We start from the raw sequence: 21,638 nt of genomic DNA, 5'->3' as shown, positions 1-21,638 counted from the left end.
TTTAGAAATATTTAATTTCTAATTTTTATAATTCATTCTTTCAAATTATACACCCTACTTAAGAATCCTTTTTTACACTCCCTTGTATTTACTGGCATAAATGTTTGGCCGATGGCAAAAAAGCCATCGGCCAGGAAAATAACAGTGCTAATTTCTATAATTTTTTAACAATAAAGGTAATAGTCTTAAACTTTTTCCTGAAATTACATACCTGCCGCTGTCTACTGCCCCTTCAAGTAACGTATGCCCGTTTTGCTTACTTTTCAGCTTTACTTGAAGGGGCACTAGCTGATATTGATAAAATGGTACTTATTCTTAAATTTTTCCACCATTAATTTTTTCAACTCACGATGTTCAGGCAGGGACAAAGCCGGATCCTTTTCAATAATTTCAAAAGAGGTTACCCTTGCCATCTCCAGTATTTTAACATCCCTTACAATATCAGCAATTTTTAAATCTGGCAGCCCCGATTGCCTCGTTCCGAAAAAATCGCCGGGGCCGCGCAGTTTCAGGTCTTCTTCCGCTATTTTAAACCCGTCCGTGGAAGCCTGCATTATCTGCATACGGGCTTTGCCTTCGTCAGTCTTGGGATCAGCCAGAAGGATGCAGTAAGATTGATGCGACCCTCTACCCACTCTGCCGCGCAGTTGGTGCAACTGAGCCAGCCCAAAACGTTCTGCATCTTCTATAACCATCACTGTGGCATTGGGGACATTTACACCTACCTCGATAACCGTTGTGGCTACCAAAATATCGATCTTGCCATCACGAAAGGCCTTCATAACCTGTTCTTTTTCGTCGGCTTTCATCCGCCCGTGCAGAAGGCCAATCCGCAAGTCAGGAAATACAACCTGGGCCAACCTGTCTGCCGTTTCAACGGCCGCTTCCACATCCAGTTTATCACTTTCTTCCACCAGAGGACATACAAAATATGCCTGACGCCCTTCCTTTACCTGCTGTCTGATAAATTCGTACATACGCTGCCGTTTATTCTCCGTCACCCAAAAAGTCTTTACCGGCTGCCGGCCTGGCGGAAGTTCGTCAATTACGGATACATCAAGATCGCCATATACGGTCATAGCCAGAGTCCTCGGGATAGGAGTCGCTGTCATTACCAGCACATCGGGATAATGCCCCTTTTGCTGGAGCCTAGCTCTCTGCTTGACGCCGAATCTGTGTTGTTCATCGGTAATGGCCAATCCCAGTTTCTGAAATACTACTTCGTCCTGAATGACAGCATGGGTCCCAATAACTATATCAGTTCTCCCTTGGCTGATGTCCTGGAGTACAGCTTCCTTTTCCTTGTTGCTGATGCTCCCCGTAAGGAGGGACACCTTAACCCCCAGTGGAGCAAATAATTCCCTGAGCCCCAGATAATGCTGTTCCGCCAATATTTCCGTGGGCGCCATCAAAACACCCTGGTAGCCACTTTCTACAGTCTTAATCAGAGCAGCGGCAGACACAATTGTTTTACCCGAACCCACATCACCCTGTAAAAGTCGGTTCATCGGTTTCGGACTTTCCATGTCACGATATATACTTTCCAGCACTCTCTGTTGCGCCTTGGTCAGCGGAAAAGGAAGGTTATCCATAAACCTTTTCATCAATGGGCCGTGTTTTTTATGGGCAATACCTCGTACTTTACGCAATTGAGAAATCTTCATGGAAGCCAAGCCTAACTGCAGCACAAGCAGTTCGTCAAATGCCAGGCGCCTACGGGCTTCTTCAATACAGTTCCAATCTTCCGGAAAGTGAATGTTCCGGAGGGCCTCATTAATGCTAGGCAGGTCATACCGCCGCCTTATGCTGTCCGGTAAAGGCTCCACCAGCCGATCCCCAAAAGAATCAATAAGGTTTTTCATAATGGTCCTGAAAACCCGCTGCGGTAGCCCTTCGGTAACGGAATATACAGGAACAATCCGGCCAACGTGCACGTTATCGGAATCATCCACCACTTCAAAATCAGCGACCGTTATCTGCACTTGACCGAATTTTTTATCCACTTTGCCGGAAACTATCAGTTCCTTCCCTGGTATAAGCTGTTTTTTTACATAAGGTTGGTTAAACCAAACGGCATATCCTATGCCTGTTGCATCGCGCAAAGCGGCCTTTGTAATCGTTAAACCGCGGCGCGGCTTAATTTCCTGCATACCGACGATAATACCGCTAGCCGTTTCCGTTTCCCCATGGGCAAGCATATAAAAAGGCTTCAATTGGCTCCTGTCTTCATAACGGCGCGGTATGTAGTAAAACAAGTCGGTTATACTGTAAATGCCCAATTTGTTTAGCAGTCTAACCCTTTTGGGTCCGATGTTTTTTAAGTACTGTAAAGATTGATTTTCCAGGGCATCGTTTACCGGTTTTTCCGTTTCCCGACCGTTAACCTGTTCAACCACAGGCGGTTTTTCCTTCCGCTCCCCGCCAGCTTCAGCATTAACGGCAGCTTTAACCTGCCCTAAAACTGTCAATCCATACTCCACCGTCTTTTTTCTTTCCTCTTTGTCCTTGGCCCCATATTCCCGGAACAAAGGGACAAGAACTGTCAAATTATGCCGGGCAAGCTCGTTTTCACACGAATCACAGGCCTTTTGGGCACATTTTATGATAAATGTACTAAAACCGCCCATAACGGCGGTATCAAGACAGCCCATTTTCAGTTCTACCTGCATGGCCTGTGCCATATTTTGTAGTATTCCGGACAGAGTCATCATAACCACTCCAAATAACCTGTACGCTACAAGCGCCAACTTTCAAAAACTGTAGCAAATAACCCCTACAATACCCGGCCCTCCGTGGGCCCCAACCACACATCCCAGTTGCGCTCTTACCGTTTCCTCAAACAGCACTTCTGACTTGATTTTGTTGTAGAAAGTATCAAATAGCTCCATATCAGTGCCGTAAACAAAGGCGCAGGATACGGGGTTTTTACCGAACTCTTCATTAATGCTGTCCGTAATCACCTGTATTGCTTTATTTAATCCACGGACTTTATCGTAGGGACTTATAAAACCGTCATTAAAGGTGAGTATAGGTTTTATATGCAACAGGGTACCCAGCAAAGACTGAGCCTTGCCGATGCGACCACCTCTCTGCAAATAATCCAGCGTATCAACCAAAAAATAAGTTCTGGTTTTTTCTATCATATGGTCAATAATTTTCAATACTTCTTCTTTATCCCTTCCTGCCCTGATAGCTTTGGCCGCTTCAAGAACAATAACCCCTAAAGCCAGGCTGACCATTTTGGAATCAATAACCTCTATTTTCTCTTCATTGACCATGGATTTGGCCAATCGGGCGGAATGAACCGTACCGCTCATCTGAGCCGATAAATGTATAGATATAATATGGGCGTCAGGTTGCTCCTGCAAAATTCTTTCGTAAACAGCAGCAAATTCCCCAGGTGCAGGCTGAGAAGTGGTAGGCACTGTTCCGGAAGACTCCATTTTCCGGATGAATTCACCGAAAGTAATGTCCACGCCGTCTCTGTAAACTTCATCACCAAACATTACCTTGAGCGGAACCACTTCTATACCGTATTGGTGCAAAACCTGCGGCGGCAGGTCGGCGGTACTGTCAGTTACAATCACTAAATCAGCCATATGTTCATACCCCACGTCCTTATTCCACGGAAATCAGGAAGTAATAAAGCGGTTGACCGCCGTAATGACATTCTATCTCTAAATCAGGGAATTTTTCCCGCAGTTGAGCAACAATACTTGCAGCCAGTTCCTCATCTACGCCTTCCCCACTGTATAAAGTAACTATCTCCGCATCATCGTTTATGATATTCCGCAAAAGATTGCATGTTACCTGGGCTAAATCAGCGCCAACTGCTAAAATTTGATCATTTACTATTCCTATTATGTCTCCTTTGTTGATTCTTCTCTCACCTATACATGTATCCCGCACAGCATAAGTAACTTCTCCGGTAACCACACTTTCTGTCGCTTTGAGCATGCGGGCTGTATTTGTTTCCCTATCCTTTTCGGGTTGAAAAGCCACCAGGGCAGCAATGCCCTCGGGAATGGTCTTTGTAGGGATCACTTCCACCTTCCGTCCGGAAAGTGCCGCCGACTGCCGGGCTGTTAAAATGACGTTTCCGTTATTGGGCAATATATAAACTAAATCAGCATCTATCTCTTCAATTGCCTTCACCAGTTCTTCCGTACTGGGATTATTGGTTTGACCGCCGGAAACAATCCGGTCAACCCCCAGGCTGTAAAACAGTTGTTCCAGACCGGTCCCCGTACTTACAGCTAAAAAACCATAAGGTTTTTTTGTCGTTGGGCCGGCCTTTTCAGACCTACCGGCGCTGGCGGAATCCTGGACAGATATTCCCTTCTTTTTGGCCTGGGAAATCATGTTTTCAATCTTTATATTTTCCAGAGCTCCAAATTCCAAACACCTCTCCAATACCTGCCCGGGGTGGTTGGAATGAATATGTACCTTAACAGTACCTCTTTCTCCTACCACCAAAAGGCTGTCACCCAAGTCAGCAAGCCGGTTACGGATTTGAGCCGGTTGCCCGGCCCCGCCGGTGATAATAAGCTCTGTACAATAAGCAAATTCTATAATTTCGTTTTCTTTTGGACGCAAGTCGGAAGCCGCATTCTTGCGGACTTTTTCTTCTGTAGCCGGTTCATGGGCAGTAATCCCCCTTCCCATTAGCCCTTGTAACATGCCTTCAAGAAACAGGACCCAACCCTTGCCTCCGGCATCAACAACTCCGGCCTGCTTTAAAACCGCAAGCAGCTTTGGTGTCTCCGCGAGAGCAATATTGGCTTTATCTATCGTCTCCTGTAAAACGAAAATCAAATCATCAGACCTTCTGGCAGCCTCAACGGCGCCTTTGGCCGCATCCCTGGCCACAGAGAGAATCGTCCCTTCCATGGGCTTCATTACGGCTTTATAAGCTGTGTTGGCTCCATTATCCAAAGCCTGGGCAAATACTTTTGCGCCAACTTTATCCATTAAATTAAGTTTTTTAGCCATCCCTCTGATTAACTGGGATAGAATAACCCCCGAGTTGCCCCTGGCCCCCATCAAGCTTCCTCTGGCTGCGGCTTCAGCAATCATCCCGATTGACAAGCTGTCAACCGCCCGGATTTCATTTACTGCCGACGCTAATGTAAGAGCCATATTGGTGCCGGTATCTCCGTCGGGGACCGGGAAAACGTTCAGGGCATCAACCCGCTCTTTATTTGTTTCTAGGTTACGGGCGCCGCAAAGGAGCATCTCTTTAAAACCGGCCCCATCCAAAACGGTAATCTCCACTCCGTCTCCTCCTTAGCCGCCGTTACTGACCCTGACCCCTTGAACATTTACATTTATGGCTCTGGTCTCAAGGTCCGTGTACTTACTCAGGCTGTACTTTACTCTTTCCATTACATTTTTGGCTACTTCCACAATATTTACCCCATAACTTACTATAATGTAAAGGTCTACCGTGACTTGAGAACCTTCAAGCTTGACCTGCACCCCTTTGGTCAGGTCTTCTCTGCCAAGCAGTTGGGCAATGCCGTCTTTTAGTTTTCTTGCGGCCATACCGACTATTCCGTAGCATTCAACAGCAGCTGCCCCGGCAATAGTAGCAATAACTTCTTCGGAAATATTGACATTGCCTAATTTTGCTTTATCACCCATATTCGCCCACCCTTTCATAATTTCAAACATTTGCAGGGGGATAAAAAAACCCAGTCTATTAAAAAAAATGAGGAATAACATCCCTCATCCGGTACTTAGGTTTCTTTTTCTCGTAGTAAATCATTTAATTCTTTTAATAGGGCATCCAAATCTATACCGTGCATCAGAGCGCCGGCCTCTATGGATTCCTGCACAGCGCCCATACAGCTCAAGCAACCCATGCCATGTTTTTTGAACACTTCCCTGGCTTTTGGATGAGCTTGCAATGCACTCATTATTGACATATCCTTAGTAAACATTCTGGGCCCCCTTTGATCTTTAAATCAAGCAGGTTAACCAAATAATTATTGGAACATTATTGGTATTTCTACATTTATTTATGTAAATCCTGCCTTGCCAAACCCACTTTTTTTTGGTATAATACAAAAGTTACTGAAAGGAAAAGGAGGTGGAACTCCATGGCCAAGTGCGATATATGCGGAAAAGGAATTTCTACCGGCATTAAATTAAGCCATTCCCATATCCGTACCAAAAGGACCTGGTCTCCGAATGTGCAGAAAGTTCGGGCTTTGGTAAACGGAGCACCTAAAAAAATAAATGTTTGTACCAGATGTTTAAGATCTGGCAAAGTGCAAAGAGCCATTTAAAAAGGATTTGCTTTACCAAATCCTTTTTTTATGCCCTTTTTACTTCAAGGAAACTGCCGCCTCCTTAATCTTTTCCAGTTCATGCCGGTTGAACCGGTATACTTCGCCGCAGAAATGACATTTCACTTCCGCCTCTCCTTCCAGCGCCAGTATTGATTCGATTTCCTCCTTCCCCAGGCTGATAAGTACAGTTTCCAATCGTTCCCGGGTACATTTGCATTTAAATCTTAATTCGGTTTCTTCCAGTTGTTTAAAATCAAGATGCCCTAAAATTTCTTCCAATATACGCCTTGGTCCCCAGCCAAGGGATACCAATGTACTTATAGGCTGCAGGCTGTATATTATATTTTCAATTTCTTCTATCTGTTCATCTTTTACGCCTGGCATAAGCTGGATGAGGTAGCCCCCGGAACTCTGCACCGTCCCATCAGGGTTTACCAATACTCCTAAATTAACAGCCGAAGGTACCTGTTCAGAAACCAGGAAATACGCGGCCAGGTCATCACCTATTTCCCCTGTTCGCAAAGGCACACTTCCTGTATAGGGTTCTTTTAATCCCAAATCTTTAGTGATATGCAAAAAACCATTTTTTCCTACAGCTGAACCAACATCAAGTTTCCCGGGCCCGGCCGGAGGAAGGTTGATCTCGGGGTTCTGCACGTAACCCCGGATATTCCCATGCGCATCGGCTGTAGCCACAATGGCCCCTAAAGGTCCGTCTCCTAACACCCGCAGCGTAATCGTATCATGCTCTTTTAAGCCGGAAGTCAACAGGGCCGCCCCAGTCAAAACCCGGCCAAGAGCGGCCGTAGCCGTCGGTTCCGTCTTATGCCTGACCCTGGCTTCTTCCACCAAACCTGTGGTAACTGCCGCACAGGCCCTTATCAACCCGCCGGCGGCTACACCTCTGATCATTAAGTCGTCCAAAGGTACCACCTCTGTTACAAAGTTAATTTCATTAATTCTTGCCCCGAATCAATCGAAATAATTACCACTTCCTGTTCCCCTATGACTGCCACTGTGGGCGGGTTATTTTCTTTGGGCAAGGAACAACTTCCGGGGTTTAAATAAATTGTTTCCCCTATTTTCTCCAGACTTGGTACATGGGTATGGCCACTGATGAAAAACCGTAGGTTATAATCCCGGGCAAGCTGCAGCATTTTTTCCCGGTTCATATCAGCCCCATGAACAGCCAAAATGTTCCGACCTTCAATAAAAGCAAAAACATAGGGAGAATGAATCGAATATTTGATTAACATTTGGTCCACATCTGCATCGCAATTCCCTTTAGCAAAGAGCAATGGAATTGGGCTGGCGTTTATTTCTTCCGCCAGCGCCTGCGGGTTATACCCAGCTACAATAGGGTTTCTTGGCCCATGATAGAGAATGTCGCCGGCATGAATAATAACGTCCACGCCTTTTAAAGGTCCGTTAATTGATTTGCGCCAGGCTTCAACATCCCCGTGGGTATCGCTGATTACGCCAATTATCATTGTTCCACCTCACCACCAAACATCCGGTCAATGACCATGGCAAACAAAGGAGCCGTTCCGTAAATAATCAGGATGGCAGCCGCAACAACTCCCGAATCATTGAATAACAAAGCGCCAATACTACCGGCAATAATTGCTTTTAAAAATTTGAAAAATATCGGATTCTCTGTTTGTAGGGATTCCATTTTATCCTTTAGCCAGCGCCACAATAATAAAATAGAAATCAAACCCGAAAAATAGACCCAGCTCCAGGTAGTTCCGTGCAATAGCCGCCAGTTAACCTCCCATTTTCTGGCGATGATATTAAGGGCTTCCTGTATGCCGCCTTCAGCTAAAAGGTTCATGGTCCGCCCAATATGGGACTGGTGTTCCGGGCTTCTGGACATATCAAAGAAAAGAAACCCTGTAAACAGTATGCCCAATAATGCAAAAAGAAGAGCAAAGACCTTAAAGTTGATTTTTATATCAAAGAGCAAAACCACCGCTACCGCAAACGCAATTAACGCTGCGATTGTACCGCCCACGTTGGTTCCCAGATTAGGGGCCATCATCACGTAGACCGTAATCAGCATCAATAGAACTGATACTGCCTGGCGCTTTTTCGTCATCGTACCGGGCCAGGCGCCTAACCCCATTAACAAAGAACCGATGAGGACGCCCATATATTCATTACCTATACCGTAAAACCTGGCCCCGGACATAGGGTCGTAACTTAAAGGGCTTGTTTTGTTCAATATACCTCCGGCAAAGGTATCCAGGATAATGACCAGTGCCGTAAGTAAACCAGCTATAGCAAATCCCCATGGGTCTTTGTTCCCGGCCAATCTTTGCCCTAAGATGAAAGTAATGCTTAATCCTGCTGTCAGGGCAATCACTTCCACCACAGAAATGATGACGGTAGGCTGGGGAAGAAAATACAGCAGGAGCATGGCTAATGGCGCTATCGTTACGGCCAACAGCAATGGCTTAATGTGCCTCAGGTACTTAAATTTCAAGTAAATACCGGCTGCGGATACCAAAGTAAGAACCAGGGCAAAATTTATAAAGCCTTTAACAAGAGGGTAACGGGCATTAAAGGTCCGGACTATGTCCCGGTTCATTTTAATCAAGGTATCCATCGCTTTTTCCGAATGAACAGACTGTAACGGCTGGCCACTAAGTTGCACACTGGTCCCATCCATGGGAATCCGTAGCGGCAGGTTATAAAACTGCAACACTGTAGGCACGATATCTGTGTTGCTGATTAAACCCGTTCTTTTAGTGGTTGGAGACTCCAATATTCCCGGCCTGAACCCTTTCCCGGCAATTATCACCGGCGTCAGGTAATTCCGTTCTTCCATAGCCTGTGCTGACGGTCCCGGAGACAGCAAAATAACCAGGTCGTTGGAAAAGTCTATTTGCTTGCATAAAGCGCCAATAAAATTGTCTGCTTTGGCCAAAACATCCTTTCTTTTTGCGATAACAATTTCCGGCAATAAAGACTCCGAAGCCAAATCCAGTCTTGCCGTATCCCCCAAATCCAAAACTATCAAATCAGCCTTCTTTTTTAATTCTTTGTAGTCGGCTAGCATCTTCTTATAGTCGGTACTTCTGCCAAAAACGGACTTTTTATCCCTGACCAGCAGCCTGGGGCTAACATCACCGTAATCGACCAGGCCGTTCCTGTCCATGGCAATAGTAGCAACCTGCCGAAAAAAGCTTTCATTTGTATCGCTATTCCCCAAAACAGCCGTCTTCAAACCGGCGGCATGTAGAGCCGTGCCTAAACCACCGACAGCATAATCATACTTTAATTCCTTGTTATAATTCCATATTTCAGCTATGCCTATATGTAATACACTGCCTTTGCCAGGTTTTATCCCCGTTCTCACTTCGTATTCCTGGGCTGCGGGAGCATGACTTTGCGGCTCTATTTCACTCTCGTTAAAAGCCATTACCCCCGAATACCCTGCCTGAATTTTGGCCCCGGCGCCAATAGTGGCATATGTATTGGGAGATATGCGGGCAGCTCCGCCGGCAGGGTTGGTCGTCATCAGGCCGGCAGCCCCCCTGCTAACCAGGTTCATAATATTGGGAACTGAAGCCTGCACCAAATCCTGCATTGAAATTTTATCCATAACTACTATGGTCACATTTCCCTTATGTTTTTCCGGAAGGGCTTCGGCAAAGACCGGTAGGCCAAAAACCAAAACAATCACCATGATTACCTGAATGCTGACCAGGCGAAGTATTCTTTTATTTCCTCTGCTCTCCAATTCGACATCCCCTTTGAGAAAAGTTTTAAGCAACTGGGCCCAAAACAACATTTGTAATCCGGCTCATTTAACCTGTAAACCTTTAAACAGACTTATATAAAGCTCTTCTGTTTTCCTTATCATATTTTCCAGACTGAACTTATCTTTAGCCGTCCGTCTTCCTGCCCTTCCCATCCGTTCTCTCAAAGCCGGGTCATCCAGGAGGTTTTTGATTGCCGAAGCAAGAGTCGCCGGGTCCCCTGGCGGCACAAGAACCCCTGTTTTTCCATCTTCCACAACTTCCGGTAAGCCTCCTACCCTGCTGGCTACGACAGGTTTACCCGCGGCCAGCGCTTCAATGGCCGTGATAGAAAGTCCTTCTGATATAGAAGGAATTACAAATATGTCAAAAATTTGTAAAATTTCCTTTATGTTTTGACAGTATCCGGGAAAACAAACTTTACCTGATAACCCCAGTTGCTCTGCTTGGCGCTCCAGGTCTGGGCGCAGGGGGCCATCGCCTGCTATGAGAAAACCGGCGTTGACCGTTTCTCCCAATATAGCAATCGCTTCCAGTAAAAAGGGCAGGCCCTTCTGAGGAGCCATCCTGGCCACAGTTCCAATCACCGGTTTTTCGGGGGCCAGCCCCAGTTGAGTCTTGATCTTTTTTTTATCAACGGTAAGGTCAAAGGATTCTGTATCTATCCCGTTGTATACGCAAACAACCTTTTCCGCGGGCACTCGGAACTTTTCAATGTACTCTTTTCTCAAAGCCGATGAAACGGTAATAACACAATCGGTCACCCGGCCCAAAAACTGCTCGCCCTTCGTAAAGACAATCTTTTTGGTTAAAGAATATTTATCATCTATCACAAAATTATGAGCTGTCAAAATAACCAAAGGAACCTTGGCCGTGGCTGCAGCCAACCTGCCTACCAACCCGGCCTTGGAACCGTGACAATGTATGATGGTAAATCCTTCCACCTGGCAAAGGTTTTTAATAGCTTTGCAAGACCTGATATCCTCCCCGGGATTAATGGGGCCCACCAGTGGTATGTTATGAACCTGAATCCCCAGTTTTCTCAACTCTGTTTCTATGCTGCTATTACCCGGGCAAGCCACGTGAATATGGAACCTGTTTTTGTCCAATCCTTTGAGCAGGGATAACAGGTGTTCCTTCATGCCGCCTTCGGCCGGGCGGATAACATGTAAAATTTTTATTGGCTGTAACAAATACTATCCTCCTCGGGTAATACAGAATGGGCGATTGGCACAAGCCGCCGCCCATCATAGCTTGTTCTTATCATATTCTACCAAATTCCTCCGAATCCTCCAACTCTTTTCTTTAGCCGGTTATAAACCTATCGCAGGGTATATATCTATATCAACTTCCCCGGTAACAGGAAAATCGTGATCTTTTTGAAACTTTTTTACCGCTGCTATAGTAGCCGGCCCATAAATGCCGTCAGGTGCACTTTTCAGATATCCCAACTCTCTAAGCTTTTGCTGGACCTGGTAGACATCTGAGCCCTTATAGCCCCTGCGGATAACAAGCCGGTCTTCATAACGCACCGGAAATACCTGGCCTATTACCGTTACCCTTGTTCCGGGCTTTACCCATTCATATAATTCTTCCACATCGCGGTTAAACATTCTGATGCATCCATGACTGGCTTTGCTGCCGATGGACCAGGGTTTATTCGTCCCGTGAATACCGAACAGACCCCATGGCACACTTAGTCCCAGCCACCTTGTACCAAATCCCGTTCCCCAGTTTTTTGCCTTTCTAACGATTCTCCACTCCCCTACCGGGGTAGGAGTTTTGTTTCTTCCGACGGCAACCCGGTACGTCTTAAATACCTTATCATCGTCATATACAATCAATGTCCTGGTTTTAATATGCACTTCCAGTCTTACCTCTCCTTTCGGCCCCTTGGTCCTGGTTTTGGTAGCCAAAGGCAGTTCAAAATATTTTTTCAATACACGTAAGGTAGCAACATTAATACTCCCGTTTACAGGAAGTTTGTTGCTTCGTTGAAACTTTTTTACTGCGTTATAGGTTTGCAGGCCATATACGCCATCCAGTTCTCCCCTGTAAAACCCAAGGTACTGCAGCGCCTGCTGAAAATCCCTGACTTCGCTGCCGGAAAAAGGCGGTGTTTTCAGGTATAAAGCACGAACGGAACACTCGTCCGGACAGCATGGCGGATTATGCAAAGCATAGCATGCCTCGCCAGAAAAAAACCAGATTAAAGTGGCAAGTAAAAAAAAGGCAATGCCTTTCCCGGCAGGAAAACTATACCTAGACACGATAAGGGCCACCTCCTAAACTCGATTATATTTTTTCAGCAAAGGTAGCGCCCTATACACGGTTTATTTAGTTTTTACTCAAGATTCCATAAGGGAGTAAAAAGTACGTATATAACATCGCCGTGGCTATTACCCCGGTATCATTAAAGAGAAACGCAATTAAACCACCAAAGAAAAAAATACTCATACTGCTGGCTAAAACCGGGTATTTTGCCTCAAAAGACCCTATCCACATATCTTTTTTCTTAAACAATCTGTAAAAAATTATATATTCTGCGGCCAGAATTATATTGTACGGTGGTATCGCTGTAATTAAAGCGAAAAGTCGCAGTTTAGATATAAGCAACTCAGAAAACTTGCTCGTAAAACCGGTAGTCAGCAAAGCCCTGATGGCTTTACCGGCATGGGTCTTAGGCGGGTCAAACAAAGAATCCATATAGGCGATGCCTACCTCAACGATAAATACCAGGCATACTACATAAATAACTTTTCGCCAGGTTAAGGGCTTTTGGCTTATAAACTGAAGAGCAATTAAAACTGTAACAGACAGGGCAGCAATAGTTCCGCCAACATTGGCCCCAAAAAGCGGCGATAAGGACAAAACAACTACCGAAGGACCGACTAACAACAAAAGGTTTTTCACCCAGGAACTTAAACCCGTCCACTGGTTAAGGGAAAACAATCCCATTAAAGTAGACCCAAGCAGTATTCCCATTGCGTCATTATTAATTCCGTAATACCTGCCGCCTAAAAAAACATCGTCAAATCCCAGGGGAGAATTCAACAAAAAAGAAGGAGCCCAGAAAAGGTAACTGAGCAAAACCAGGGAAGTTCCCAGGGTAGAAAATAACAGTATGTATTCCATTCTCCGCAACAGGTTAACCAGCAGCAAGCTAAGCACAACAGAAATAAGCAGAATGGTAACTGATTCTATAATAAAATGCCGAAAAGGCAGCAGCGGGCCCGTAACAAATACAGTCAACGGAAAAGTCAGGGCCAGTGTAACAAATATCCGCTTGGCGTCTTCGCTTATTCGGAAAAACCTTGCCAGAGAGGGAACATATAAAAACACAAAAGATAACACCACCAAAACCACGTAAAACCCGTGAGATATGAAGCGGCCCCAACGCAGGTTATAAAATTTACGTTCTTTCTTTTCTATAGTCAAAAGGCTATTCTTTGTGGGGGTATCTTTTATATTTCTATACTCCATGGGTTCTCCGATGAATTCCCCTTTTTGGCCAGTCAGATAATGAAAAACAGTTGGTGCAAAATCTATGTTGGCCACTACCGCTTCCCTTCTGGTCGTATTGGAAATCAGCAGTCCTGATTCTTTGGTTCCTGTAGATACAATAACCGGTGTCAAGCTAGTATTTCCGTTGGCAATAGAAGTTTTCGATGCGTTAGGGACTATCACCATCACCATGGTATTTTTCCGGTCCACATAGCGCAGGAATTTGCCGATAAAAGCATCGGCTCTGGCCAACGCCTTGGCCCGTTCAGCAAAAACGTTGTCAATAGAATCGTAATGCTCGTCAATTCGTGTTGTATCCCCAAAATCTATGAACAAAATGTCTGTTTTAGGCAAAAACCTTGCGGCCTCTCTTAAAAGTACACCTTCATTGGTCCTGATTTTTCCCGGAAATAACGGGTCGCGTGTCAGCAGTTTCGAGCCTATATATCCCATGGGAACAGTTCCGTTCTCATCCATAGCTATCAGCGCCGCTTCCCTGTGTTGCACATTTGTATCGGCGTTACCGATTAAAGCTACTTTTAGCCCTAGTCTTTTCGCCATCCAACCGAATTGACCCGCCCGATAATTAGGCAAATCCTGTTCAATTTGGGCCTTGAGTTTTTCTATATCATTCACTATGAGCCTGCCGTTTTTAGAATAAACGTTTTGGCCGGTCAGATCTGGAGCATTGGCCCGAACACCTACGCCCAGAGAAAAATAACCACTTTCCATGTTTACCCGGCTCATACCCCTGGTTTTGGTATTCATCAAACCAATGAATCCATGGTCAATCATGTGTTTTAAATTTGGTACATTGGCGCTGCGCAGGTCGTCCCAACTAATTGCATCCAGGATAAAAACAACAACCTTTCTGGCCGGCGCCTTTTCACGTACCGCCGCCGATGCTTGGGCAAGGCTAGGCTGGACAGCCTGCAGCATAAAACTAAGCCCAAAAATAATGGCTAATAGCACATATTTGAGTCTTTCCATAAAGAAATTTCTTTTTAAAAAATGATGCACTGGAAAACACCTCTCAGAATAAACCGGCCGTTTCATAACCTCTGATAATTTTTACCATCAAAACCATCTTTATGTATTGAGTATATCAAAACCCGTACCAAAAATGTAGATGCCTGCAGTTCTGCAGCCATCTACAAGAGGATTTCGGATGTTACTCTTTTTCCCACTTCTGAAGCAAGCTCGGTAACTTTATCAAAAGAATAATTCATTCTTGAAAGCACCTTGTTATCCAAATGAAAATCCTTGTCATTGCCTAACCCAAAGCCGGCGATTACCGCAGCAGCATTAGCCAGGTGCACAATGCAGGTCAGGTCTGGATGATTCAGGGCAGCAAAAGGGTCATGATGGTAACCAATTGGCTCAACCAGGCAATCTGGTAAATTCCATTTCTCAGCCAGTAAATCTCCGACCACACTATGGTCAAACTCAAGCACTTCCCGCTCTGCCTGTAAAAAACTTTTATCAGTTTCACCGGCGAGCCTCATCACTTCTAAATATTCCTTTGTCATTAGGCTGTTCAGTATCATTTTACCTATGTCGTGCAACAGTCCGGCCACGAAGGCCTGTTCAACGTACTCAAATCCCAGTTTTGCGGCTAAAATCTTGGAAGCGGTCGCCGTAGCTATGGAGTGTTTCCATATTTGTTCCGGCGCCAGGACTTTTTTCTGGCCCAGGCCACCAAGTGTTTTATAAACCGAAACACCCAATACTATTGTACGCAATGTCTGCAGCCCCAAAATAGTTACTGCTTCCGTTATAGTGGCCACCTGCCTCGGCAGACCGTAGTAGGCCGAATTTACCAGGCGCAAAACTTTTGTAGTCAGTACCTGGTCCTGCGAAATCAGTTTACAGATGTCCTGTGGCTTAGAATCAGGATTATCTATTAACTCTAAAACCCTTGTTGTTACGTGAGGCAATGCGGGTAAAGCGCCAACTTTCCTCATGGCCATGGCTAAAGTTAGTTGGTCCAAACTATCCCCTCCTGTAGGCTGCACCGGACGAGGTATAAATACACATATTCATTATACCATATCCGAAAATAACGTTTATATAAATTTTTATGTAGCAAAACAAAAGCCCGCTCCAAGATGCGGGTTTTAGAAATGGTCTATATTTATGTTATTTATGTTTTGTTTATTTAACCATTAACATCATTGTTAAATGGTCGGAGCGACACGACTTGAACGTGCGACCTCTACCACCCCAAGGTAGCGCTCTACCAAACTGAGCTACGCCCCGATCCGACTAACCTTTATTATAACTTCACCTTCATACATTGTCAAGTAAAATAAGCGGTTTTCCGGTAGACATTTTATTGCACAGATGGCAAATAAAATTCTATGTTGTATTGCTCACTGAATCATTTTCACTAGTAAAAGGAGGATAATTTTGCCAAGTAGTCGAAATTTGTTTTATTGTGTTCTTATATATCATGGGAGTGAATGCAGTTGTGGAAACAGGAAATTATTGACAGTGTAGAAGTGCGCCTCATAATTCAAACAACCGTTTTTACATTGTCACTGGTAGCATGGCAGTTGGTTTACTTTGAGCACCGGCAGAACAACAAGCCCTTTTATTCCTATATGAATATTGCCTTTGGCGCCATGCTTCTGCAAAATATTTTTATGTTGACAGTATTCCTGGCCAGCCTTATTTTGCAAGTTCAACTGCCCGAAGTTTTTATACCTATCTTCGACCACTTTCTAAAAATTATTAACATTATCTACCTTACAGCAGCTTTTCTTTGTACCTTTGTGAAATCAAATACTGTTGTCCGACGTTTCATTAAAATAAGCCTGGGATTGATTATTCTCTTGTTACCGTTAATTTGGTGGCCCTGGTATCAATATCAACTGGATTTTCCAGGCCGGGGTTTTGCTTATTTCGGCGGCGACCTCTTTATTGAACAGGCTATAACGGCGCTATGTTTTTTCCTTATCTATTTTGTAATCAAATCCCCTTTAAATAACAAAAATGGTTTTCTAATGGCTGTCGTTATCCTGGCTGCAAAACAAATTTTACACATCGCCAACATTCTTCTGTCATATAACACTATTCCTTCCGTTCTCCTTGTTGAGAGACTTCTTCCCGTCTTGTTCTTTTATTTTATAATAATTTCGATACACAAAGAAATTCTTTCCAAACTTAAAAAGGCCCGGCTAGAGCGAAACCTGTTCAAGAAACAATTAAACAAAGAAGCAATCAGCGCTTTGGTTTATTCATTGGAAGCAAAAGACGAATATACCAAAGGCCACTCGGAGCGGGTCGCCGAATATGCCCTTGCTATCGGCCAAAGTCTTAACTTAAATCAACGGGAAATGGAAATGCTATATTATGGCGCTTTACTCCATGATATCGGAAAAATTGGTGTCACAGAAACCATTCTTAACCATCCTAGCAACCTGAACAGTCAACAGATGGATTTAATAAAAAAGCACCCAGAAACCGGCGCCCATATTATTTCAAAAATAGAACCCCTGCGCGAAGTGGCGCCGGCAGTTAGACACCACCATGAATGGTACAACGGAACCGGTTACCCAGACAGACTTAAAAGTGAAGAAATACCGCTGCATGCCCGCATTATTGCCATTGCTGACGCCTTAGATGCCATGGCCAGCGATCGGGTTTATCGTCCGGCTTTATCTTTCGAAATGATATTAGAGGAGCTAAAGAAAAGCGCCGGAACCCAATTTGACCCTAAAATAATCAAAATCTTTTTGGAAACCGTTCCCTTAAAAAACCGGCAAAAGTAATCAAGCCTCTTCACATGAAGAGGCCAGATTTTCAGGGTCTGTCTTATAAAGAAATTTTTTCCAATGCAGTAGCTCCTACTGGGTTGGGCTCAAGTTCCACAACCCTGCACCGGACTCCGTTGGCCGCAAAAGTATCTTTCATAACCTTGGCAATTAAGCCGATATTTTCATCGCAAAAACCTATTAACGTAGGTCCGGCACCACTCAATGCCACCCCTTTGGCTCCGGCTAACTTCGCGGCCGCAAAAACCTTTTTCATCCCCGGAATTAAGTTGGCTCGGTACGGTTGATGCAAACGGTCGTCCAGGCCAATACTCAGGAGATCGAAGTCCCCTCTCATTAAAGCAGCGACTAAAATAGCCGTTCTGCTGAGGTTAAAAACAGCATCTTCCATAGAAACATTCTGAGGCAAAACTTCGCGAGCAGCCTTAGTGGACAGTTGAAAATCAGGAATTGCCACCACGCATTTCATCCCGGCCGGAGGTTGAATTTTAACAGTTTTAATATCATCGTCTTCTTTTGCAGATACAACAATACCTCCCAACAGGGCGGGCGCCACATTGTCCGGATGCCCTTCAATGGCCGTTGCCACGTTGAGCAGTTCTTTTTCTGACAGAGGTGACCCAACCAGCATATTAGCAGCGATAAGCCCGCCAACAGTAGCCGCCGCACTGCTGCCTAACCCCCTGGCCAAAGGGATATTATTAGTTAATTTAATACGTAAACCGGCGGGTTTACGGTCAACGATTTTAAACACCCGTTCAGCGGCCAAATATACAATGTTACTTTTATCGCGGGGTATTTTATCTGCTCCATCTCCCTCAACGTCAATAACGATCCCCTGCTCTATGGCTTCCATTTCCACAAAATTATAAAGTTTTAATGCCATGCCCACACAATCAAAACCAGGTCCCATATTTGCCGTAGTAGCGGGAACTTGAACACGGATCATTGTTATTCTCCTTCTACTCTAATTACATTGCTTACTTCTTCTACTATAGATAACCCTGCAATTATTTTCAAGGCATCCTGAATGTTTTTTTCCATAACTTCATGCGTTACCCAGACTATTTCAGCGATTTTCCCTATATTGCGTTTCTGAATAACGGAAGCCACACTAACTTCTTGGTTACCGAATACACTGGCAATAGCGGCCAAAACCCCTGGACGGTCTAAAACTTTGAGCCGTATATAATATTTGGCGTGCGTCTCGCCCATATCTTTAATTTGCTTTTTCTCAAAACAACTACAACCGGCCCGGTCGAAACAGGTACAGCCTATTCTGCCCGGAACACCTTTAATTATGTTACGGGCTGCATCAATAATATCTCCAACCACTGCACTGGCCGTGGGCAGTTCACCGGCTCCCCGCCCATAAAACATAGCTTCGCCCAAAGCGTCCCCTTTGACAAAAATTGCGTTGAATACGTCATTGACAGACGCCAGGGGATGGTTAACCGGAATCATTGTGGGATGTACCCTGACTTCAATTTTTCCGTCAGTTTCTTTCCCTATAGCCAATAACTTGACCACAAAATTCAATTCTTTGGCATATTCTATATCCCGGGCAGTAATCTTACTAATGCCCTCAACATAAACATCGTCAAAAGATACCCTGGCATTAAACGCAATTGAGGCAAGAATGGCTAATTTTCTGGCGGCATCCAGTCCTTCCACATCAGAAGTGGGGTCTGCTTCTGCATATCCCTTGGCCTGGGCTTCTGCCAAGACCTCTTTATAACTGGAACCCTCGTTGGTCATTTTTGTAAGCATATAATTCGTGGTTCCGTTTACAATTCCGTAAATTGCTTCAATTTTATTCCCGGCAAGGCATTCTTTTAGCGGTCTGATGATTGGTATGCCACCGCCAACGCTGGCTTCAAAAAGCAGGTCACAGTTATTGGCCTCAGCCAGTTCATAGAGTTCCCGCCCCTGAACAGCCAGCAGGTCCTTATTTGCGGTTACCACACTTTTTCCCGCTTTTAATGCTTTATGTATGAATTCTCCGGCAACCTCAATGCCGCCGATTACCTCAACAACTATTTTAATTTCAGGGTCATCAATAATATCGTTTATGTCAGTAGTTATGATCTCAGCCGGAACACCGGCTGCCACAGCCTTTTCCTTATCCCTTTCCAAAACACGTTTAACGGTAATATCTGCTCCTACTTTTTTCTGAATGTTATCCCTATTCTTAGCCAAAACCTTCCATACGCCGCCACCTACTGTTCCACAGCCCAGCAATCCTATTTTTATTTCTCTCTCCATCTAATCTTCCCTCCTATGAAATATTGCATTTATTATTCTTGCCCTATCAACTCTACCTTTTTTACACCTTTTATTAAACCCAGAGATTGCAACAAGGTATCTACAGAAACAACCATACCGGCTGTTTCAATAGAAAGAGTGACGTTTGCAACCCCCTGCAGCGGAATTCCCTGATGAATAGTCAGGATACTGCCTTGTTCGGCCGCTATCGTATTAAGTACCGTGGATAAAACTCCCTTTCTATGCTCTAACAGTAGAGCAATAGTGATTATTTTGTCTCGAACAGCCCGAAAAAAAGGGAAAACGCCGTCTTTATATTTGTAAAAAGCGCTGCGGCTGAGACCCACTTTTTCGACAGCTTCATGAACTGTCTCTACCTCCCTCCGCGCCAACATCTCCTTGGCTTCTGCTGTTTTCAGTATGGCGCTGGGAAGAATATCTTCGGCAACGATATAATATTTTTGGCTGGTCTTGGTATTGTCCATGTCTAATCAATGTCCTCTCTCCATGTACACTTATCCTTCCTACGTAGACATTTAGATTATAGCATCAATTGGGATAATATTTCAATATAATTTTTTTGCCTGCAATGATTATTTTTATTGGGGAAAAATTCAACCTAGGGAATCAAGCAGGAAATCCAGACCAATTGGCAGAAACTCTTTTTAAGGAATTTTAATAAATAGAAATGCTTTTTCCGTAGGGGGTATGTTTGTGCAAAATAAAGGCTGGCAACAAATTGAATTGCAGAAAGTTACTATCGATGGGTCCAACTGGGTATGCTATGAGAATAAAGAAGCATTTTGGGGAGTAATTGAGCAGTCTGACGGGTCCTGGGCTATTTTAATCGATTGCCCTGCGGGCTTTTTATCCAGTGATCAGGTAACATTGTTGGCTGAAATTATTTCTGACGAAGGCCTGGGCATTAAACTGACCGGGCGCCAAGCGCCGATACTGCTACTCCCGCAACACAAGGTGGCAGGAGCACTGGAAAAATTAAAAGCTAACGGAATAAAAATAGGTTATCTCCACAAAACTCTGCGTAACGTAAAAGCATGTATCGGCAGCAGGGGCTGTAAAAATGCCAAAACATATGACGCCGTAGAACTGGCCCGTAATATTTCCAACAAATTTTACGGGGTGAAACTACCCTGGGACTTTAAAATAGGTATCTCCGGATGTCCCAGAAACTGCGGTTCTGCCACCTGCCAATCTTTGGGCCTGATAGAAGAACGCGACGGTTTTACGGTTTATCTCGGTGGTTCCGAAAACGCGCACACACAATTCCACGGCAAACCAGTCGCTCGCGGCGTTCCGCAAGAAAAGATAGACGATGTCATTGCAACTGTACTAAAATGCTACATCTGGGCTGCTGAAGATATTCGGAAAAACAAACTTCTGCAGGGCCATCCCCGTTTTTACGATATCTTTAAAAGATACGGAGAAGCATTTTTTATTGATGCTATCAACACCACATTAGGGCAAGATACACCGGTTAATGTCAATATTATTTCTGATAAGGCAGATGCTGCCCCGACGTTTATTAAAGCCCTGCCCGGCTTTAACAGGGCTAACATTTTTACTGCCTTTATGGTTTTGGACAAACTTTGCGGCCATTGTACAGAATGTAAAAAATATAAATGCCATCTGTTTATTGCCAAGGAATGCCTCACTGAGGCAGCCAGAACCGGCAAAAAATTTTTGCCTGATATACCGAATGATATGATTCAACTCATCCATGCCCTTCCCCTGCCCACAGATTTGTTCGAACAGTTTAAATTACACGATGCTTTTCACTCAATCAGAGAGGTATGCGACCAGTGCCATATTACTGAACACGATTCTCTATGTGCTGTCAACATCGCGCTGACTGCCATAGGCTGCCTTATCTGGGGAAGCAAGTATGAAACGCCCAAGGATATTGAACTTCGCATTCTACTGAACAAATAAAAGAATTTAAAAGAACAAATTCGCCTATCGGCGATTCTTTCTTGAACTATACAAACGATTCACTATTATAGGGTTGGCTAATGCCA

General features: G+C 44.5%; 18 protein-coding genes and 1 tRNA gene. 3 read left to right on the top strand and 16 right to left on the bottom strand.

Features of this window, described 5'->3' with window-relative positions:
* Nucleotides 1–284 precede the first annotated feature (284 nt).
* From recG to ACSNJE_RS14510, 5 genes are all read right to left on the bottom strand, one after another.
* Nucleotides 285–2,708, bottom strand: coding sequence for an ATP-dependent DNA helicase RecG (gene recG / locus ACSNJE_RS14530; RefSeq protein ID WP_495252947.1), 2,424 nt, complete (start codon nucleotides 2,706–2,708; stop codon nucleotides 285–287).
* 42 nt (nucleotides 2,709–2,750) lie between these two features.
* Nucleotides 2,751–3,599 (bottom strand): DegV family protein, encoded by an 849-nt coding sequence (locus ACSNJE_RS14525; protein WP_495252946.1) that lies wholly within the window; start codon nucleotides 3,597–3,599, stop codon nucleotides 2,751–2,753.
* Nucleotides 3,600–3,618: 19 nt separating this feature from the next.
* Nucleotides 3,619–5,274, bottom strand: coding sequence for a DAK2 domain-containing protein (locus ACSNJE_RS14520; protein ID WP_495252945.1), 1,656 nt, complete (start codon nucleotides 5,272–5,274; stop codon nucleotides 3,619–3,621).
* A gap of 12 nt (nucleotides 5,275–5,286) precedes the next feature.
* Nucleotides 5,287–5,643, bottom strand: a complete 357-nt coding sequence (locus tag ACSNJE_RS14515; protein WP_495252944.1) for an Asp23/Gls24 family envelope stress response protein — start codon at nucleotides 5,641–5,643, stop codon at nucleotides 5,287–5,289.
* A gap of 95 nt (nucleotides 5,644–5,738) precedes the next feature.
* A complete protein-coding gene (locus tag ACSNJE_RS14510) occupies nucleotides 5,739–5,942 on the bottom strand; it encodes a DUF1858 domain-containing protein (RefSeq protein WP_052218867.1) in 204 nt (67 codons plus the stop codon).
* A gap of 159 nt (nucleotides 5,943–6,101) precedes the next feature.
* On the opposite strand from ACSNJE_RS14510, the gene rpmB reads away from it, so the two are divergent.
* Nucleotides 6,102–6,290 carry a 50S ribosomal protein L28 gene (rpmB, locus tag ACSNJE_RS14505; RefSeq protein WP_013120951.1) on the top strand — a complete coding sequence of 63 codons (189 nt, stop codon included), beginning with the start codon at nucleotides 6,102–6,104 and terminating at the stop codon, nucleotides 6,288–6,290.
* 39 nt (nucleotides 6,291–6,329) lie between these two features.
* Here rpmB and hslO read toward each other — a convergent pair whose 3' ends face one another.
* The 8 genes from hslO to ACSNJE_RS14465 form a co-directional block, all read right to left on the bottom strand.
* On the bottom strand, nucleotides 6,330–7,226 hold the full coding sequence (gene hslO / locus ACSNJE_RS14500) for an Hsp33 family molecular chaperone HslO (protein ID WP_495252943.1): 897 nt from the start codon (nucleotides 7,224–7,226) through the stop codon (nucleotides 6,330–6,332).
* Between the two features lie 5 nt (nucleotides 7,227–7,231).
* Nucleotides 7,232–7,783 (bottom strand): phosphodiesterase, encoded by a 552-nt coding sequence (yfcE, locus tag ACSNJE_RS14495; RefSeq protein ID WP_495252942.1) that lies wholly within the window; start codon nucleotides 7,781–7,783, stop codon nucleotides 7,232–7,234.
* The gene (locus ACSNJE_RS14490) at nucleotides 7,780–10,038 is read right to left on the bottom strand and encodes a hypothetical protein (protein WP_495252941.1); all 2,259 of its coding nucleotides are present in this window, start codon (nucleotides 10,036–10,038) and stop codon (nucleotides 7,780–7,782) included. Before ACSNJE_RS14490 ends, yfcE begins: the two co-directional genes overlap by 4 nt.
* A 63-nt stretch (nucleotides 10,039–10,101) precedes the next feature.
* Nucleotides 10,102–11,250: a glycosyltransferase family 4 protein gene (locus ACSNJE_RS14485; protein ID WP_495252940.1), complete on the bottom strand. Its 1,149-nt coding sequence runs from the start codon at nucleotides 11,248–11,250 to the stop codon at nucleotides 10,102–10,104.
* Between the two features lie 120 nt (nucleotides 11,251–11,370).
* Nucleotides 11,371–12,327 carry a L,D-transpeptidase family protein gene (locus ACSNJE_RS14480; protein WP_474774332.1) on the bottom strand — a complete coding sequence of 319 codons (957 nt, stop codon included), beginning with the start codon at nucleotides 12,325–12,327 and terminating at the stop codon, nucleotides 11,371–11,373.
* Nucleotides 12,328–12,394: 67 nt separating this feature from the next.
* Nucleotides 12,395–14,551, bottom strand: a complete 2,157-nt coding sequence (locus tag ACSNJE_RS14475) for an alkaline phosphatase family protein (RefSeq protein ID WP_152909070.1) — start codon at nucleotides 14,549–14,551, stop codon at nucleotides 12,395–12,397.
* 161 nt (nucleotides 14,552–14,712) lie between these two features.
* Entirely contained in the window at nucleotides 14,713–15,552 is an 840-nt protein-coding gene (locus ACSNJE_RS14470; protein WP_052218873.1) for an HDOD domain-containing protein, read from the bottom strand.
* A gap of 191 nt (nucleotides 15,553–15,743) precedes the next feature.
* A tRNA-Pro gene (locus ACSNJE_RS14465) sits at nucleotides 15,744–15,820 on the bottom strand.
* Between the two features lie 209 nt (nucleotides 15,821–16,029).
* On the opposite strand from ACSNJE_RS14465, the gene ACSNJE_RS14460 reads away from it, so the two are divergent.
* The gene (locus ACSNJE_RS14460; RefSeq protein ID WP_495252939.1) at nucleotides 16,030–17,334 is read left to right on the top strand and encodes an HD-GYP domain-containing protein; all 1,305 of its coding nucleotides are present in this window, start codon (nucleotides 16,030–16,032) and stop codon (nucleotides 17,332–17,334) included.
* 43 nt (nucleotides 17,335–17,377) lie between these two features.
* On the opposite strand, the gene thrB is transcribed toward ACSNJE_RS14460, so the two are convergent.
* The 3 genes from thrB to ACSNJE_RS14445 are packed head-to-tail and all read right to left on the bottom strand — an operon-like array spanning nucleotide 17,378 to nucleotide 20,087.
* Nucleotides 17,378–18,286 (bottom strand): homoserine kinase, encoded by a 909-nt coding sequence (gene thrB / locus ACSNJE_RS14455; protein ID WP_495252938.1) that lies wholly within the window; start codon nucleotides 18,284–18,286, stop codon nucleotides 17,378–17,380.
* Between the two features lie 2 nt (nucleotides 18,287–18,288).
* Entirely contained in the window at nucleotides 18,289–19,602 is a 1,314-nt protein-coding gene (locus ACSNJE_RS14450; RefSeq protein WP_495252937.1) for a homoserine dehydrogenase, read from the bottom strand.
* A 32-nt stretch (nucleotides 19,603–19,634) separates the two neighbouring features.
* A complete protein-coding gene (locus tag ACSNJE_RS14445) occupies nucleotides 19,635–20,087 on the bottom strand; it encodes an ACT domain-containing protein (RefSeq protein ID WP_495252936.1) in 453 nt (150 codons plus the stop codon).
* A 229-nt stretch (nucleotides 20,088–20,316) separates the two neighbouring features.
* Here ACSNJE_RS14445 and ACSNJE_RS14440 point away from each other — a divergent pair, with 229 nt between their 5' ends.
* Nucleotides 20,317–21,552, top strand: coding sequence for a ferredoxin-like domain-containing protein (locus ACSNJE_RS14440; RefSeq protein WP_495252935.1), 1,236 nt, complete (start codon nucleotides 20,317–20,319; stop codon nucleotides 21,550–21,552).
* Nucleotides 21,553–21,638 lie beyond the last annotated feature (86 nt).

It is taken from the genome of Thermincola sp. GK-1 (genome assembly GCF_059412445.1).
Note: the sequence above shows the minus strand (reverse complement) of the source record. Positions and strands in the feature narration are given on the sequence as shown.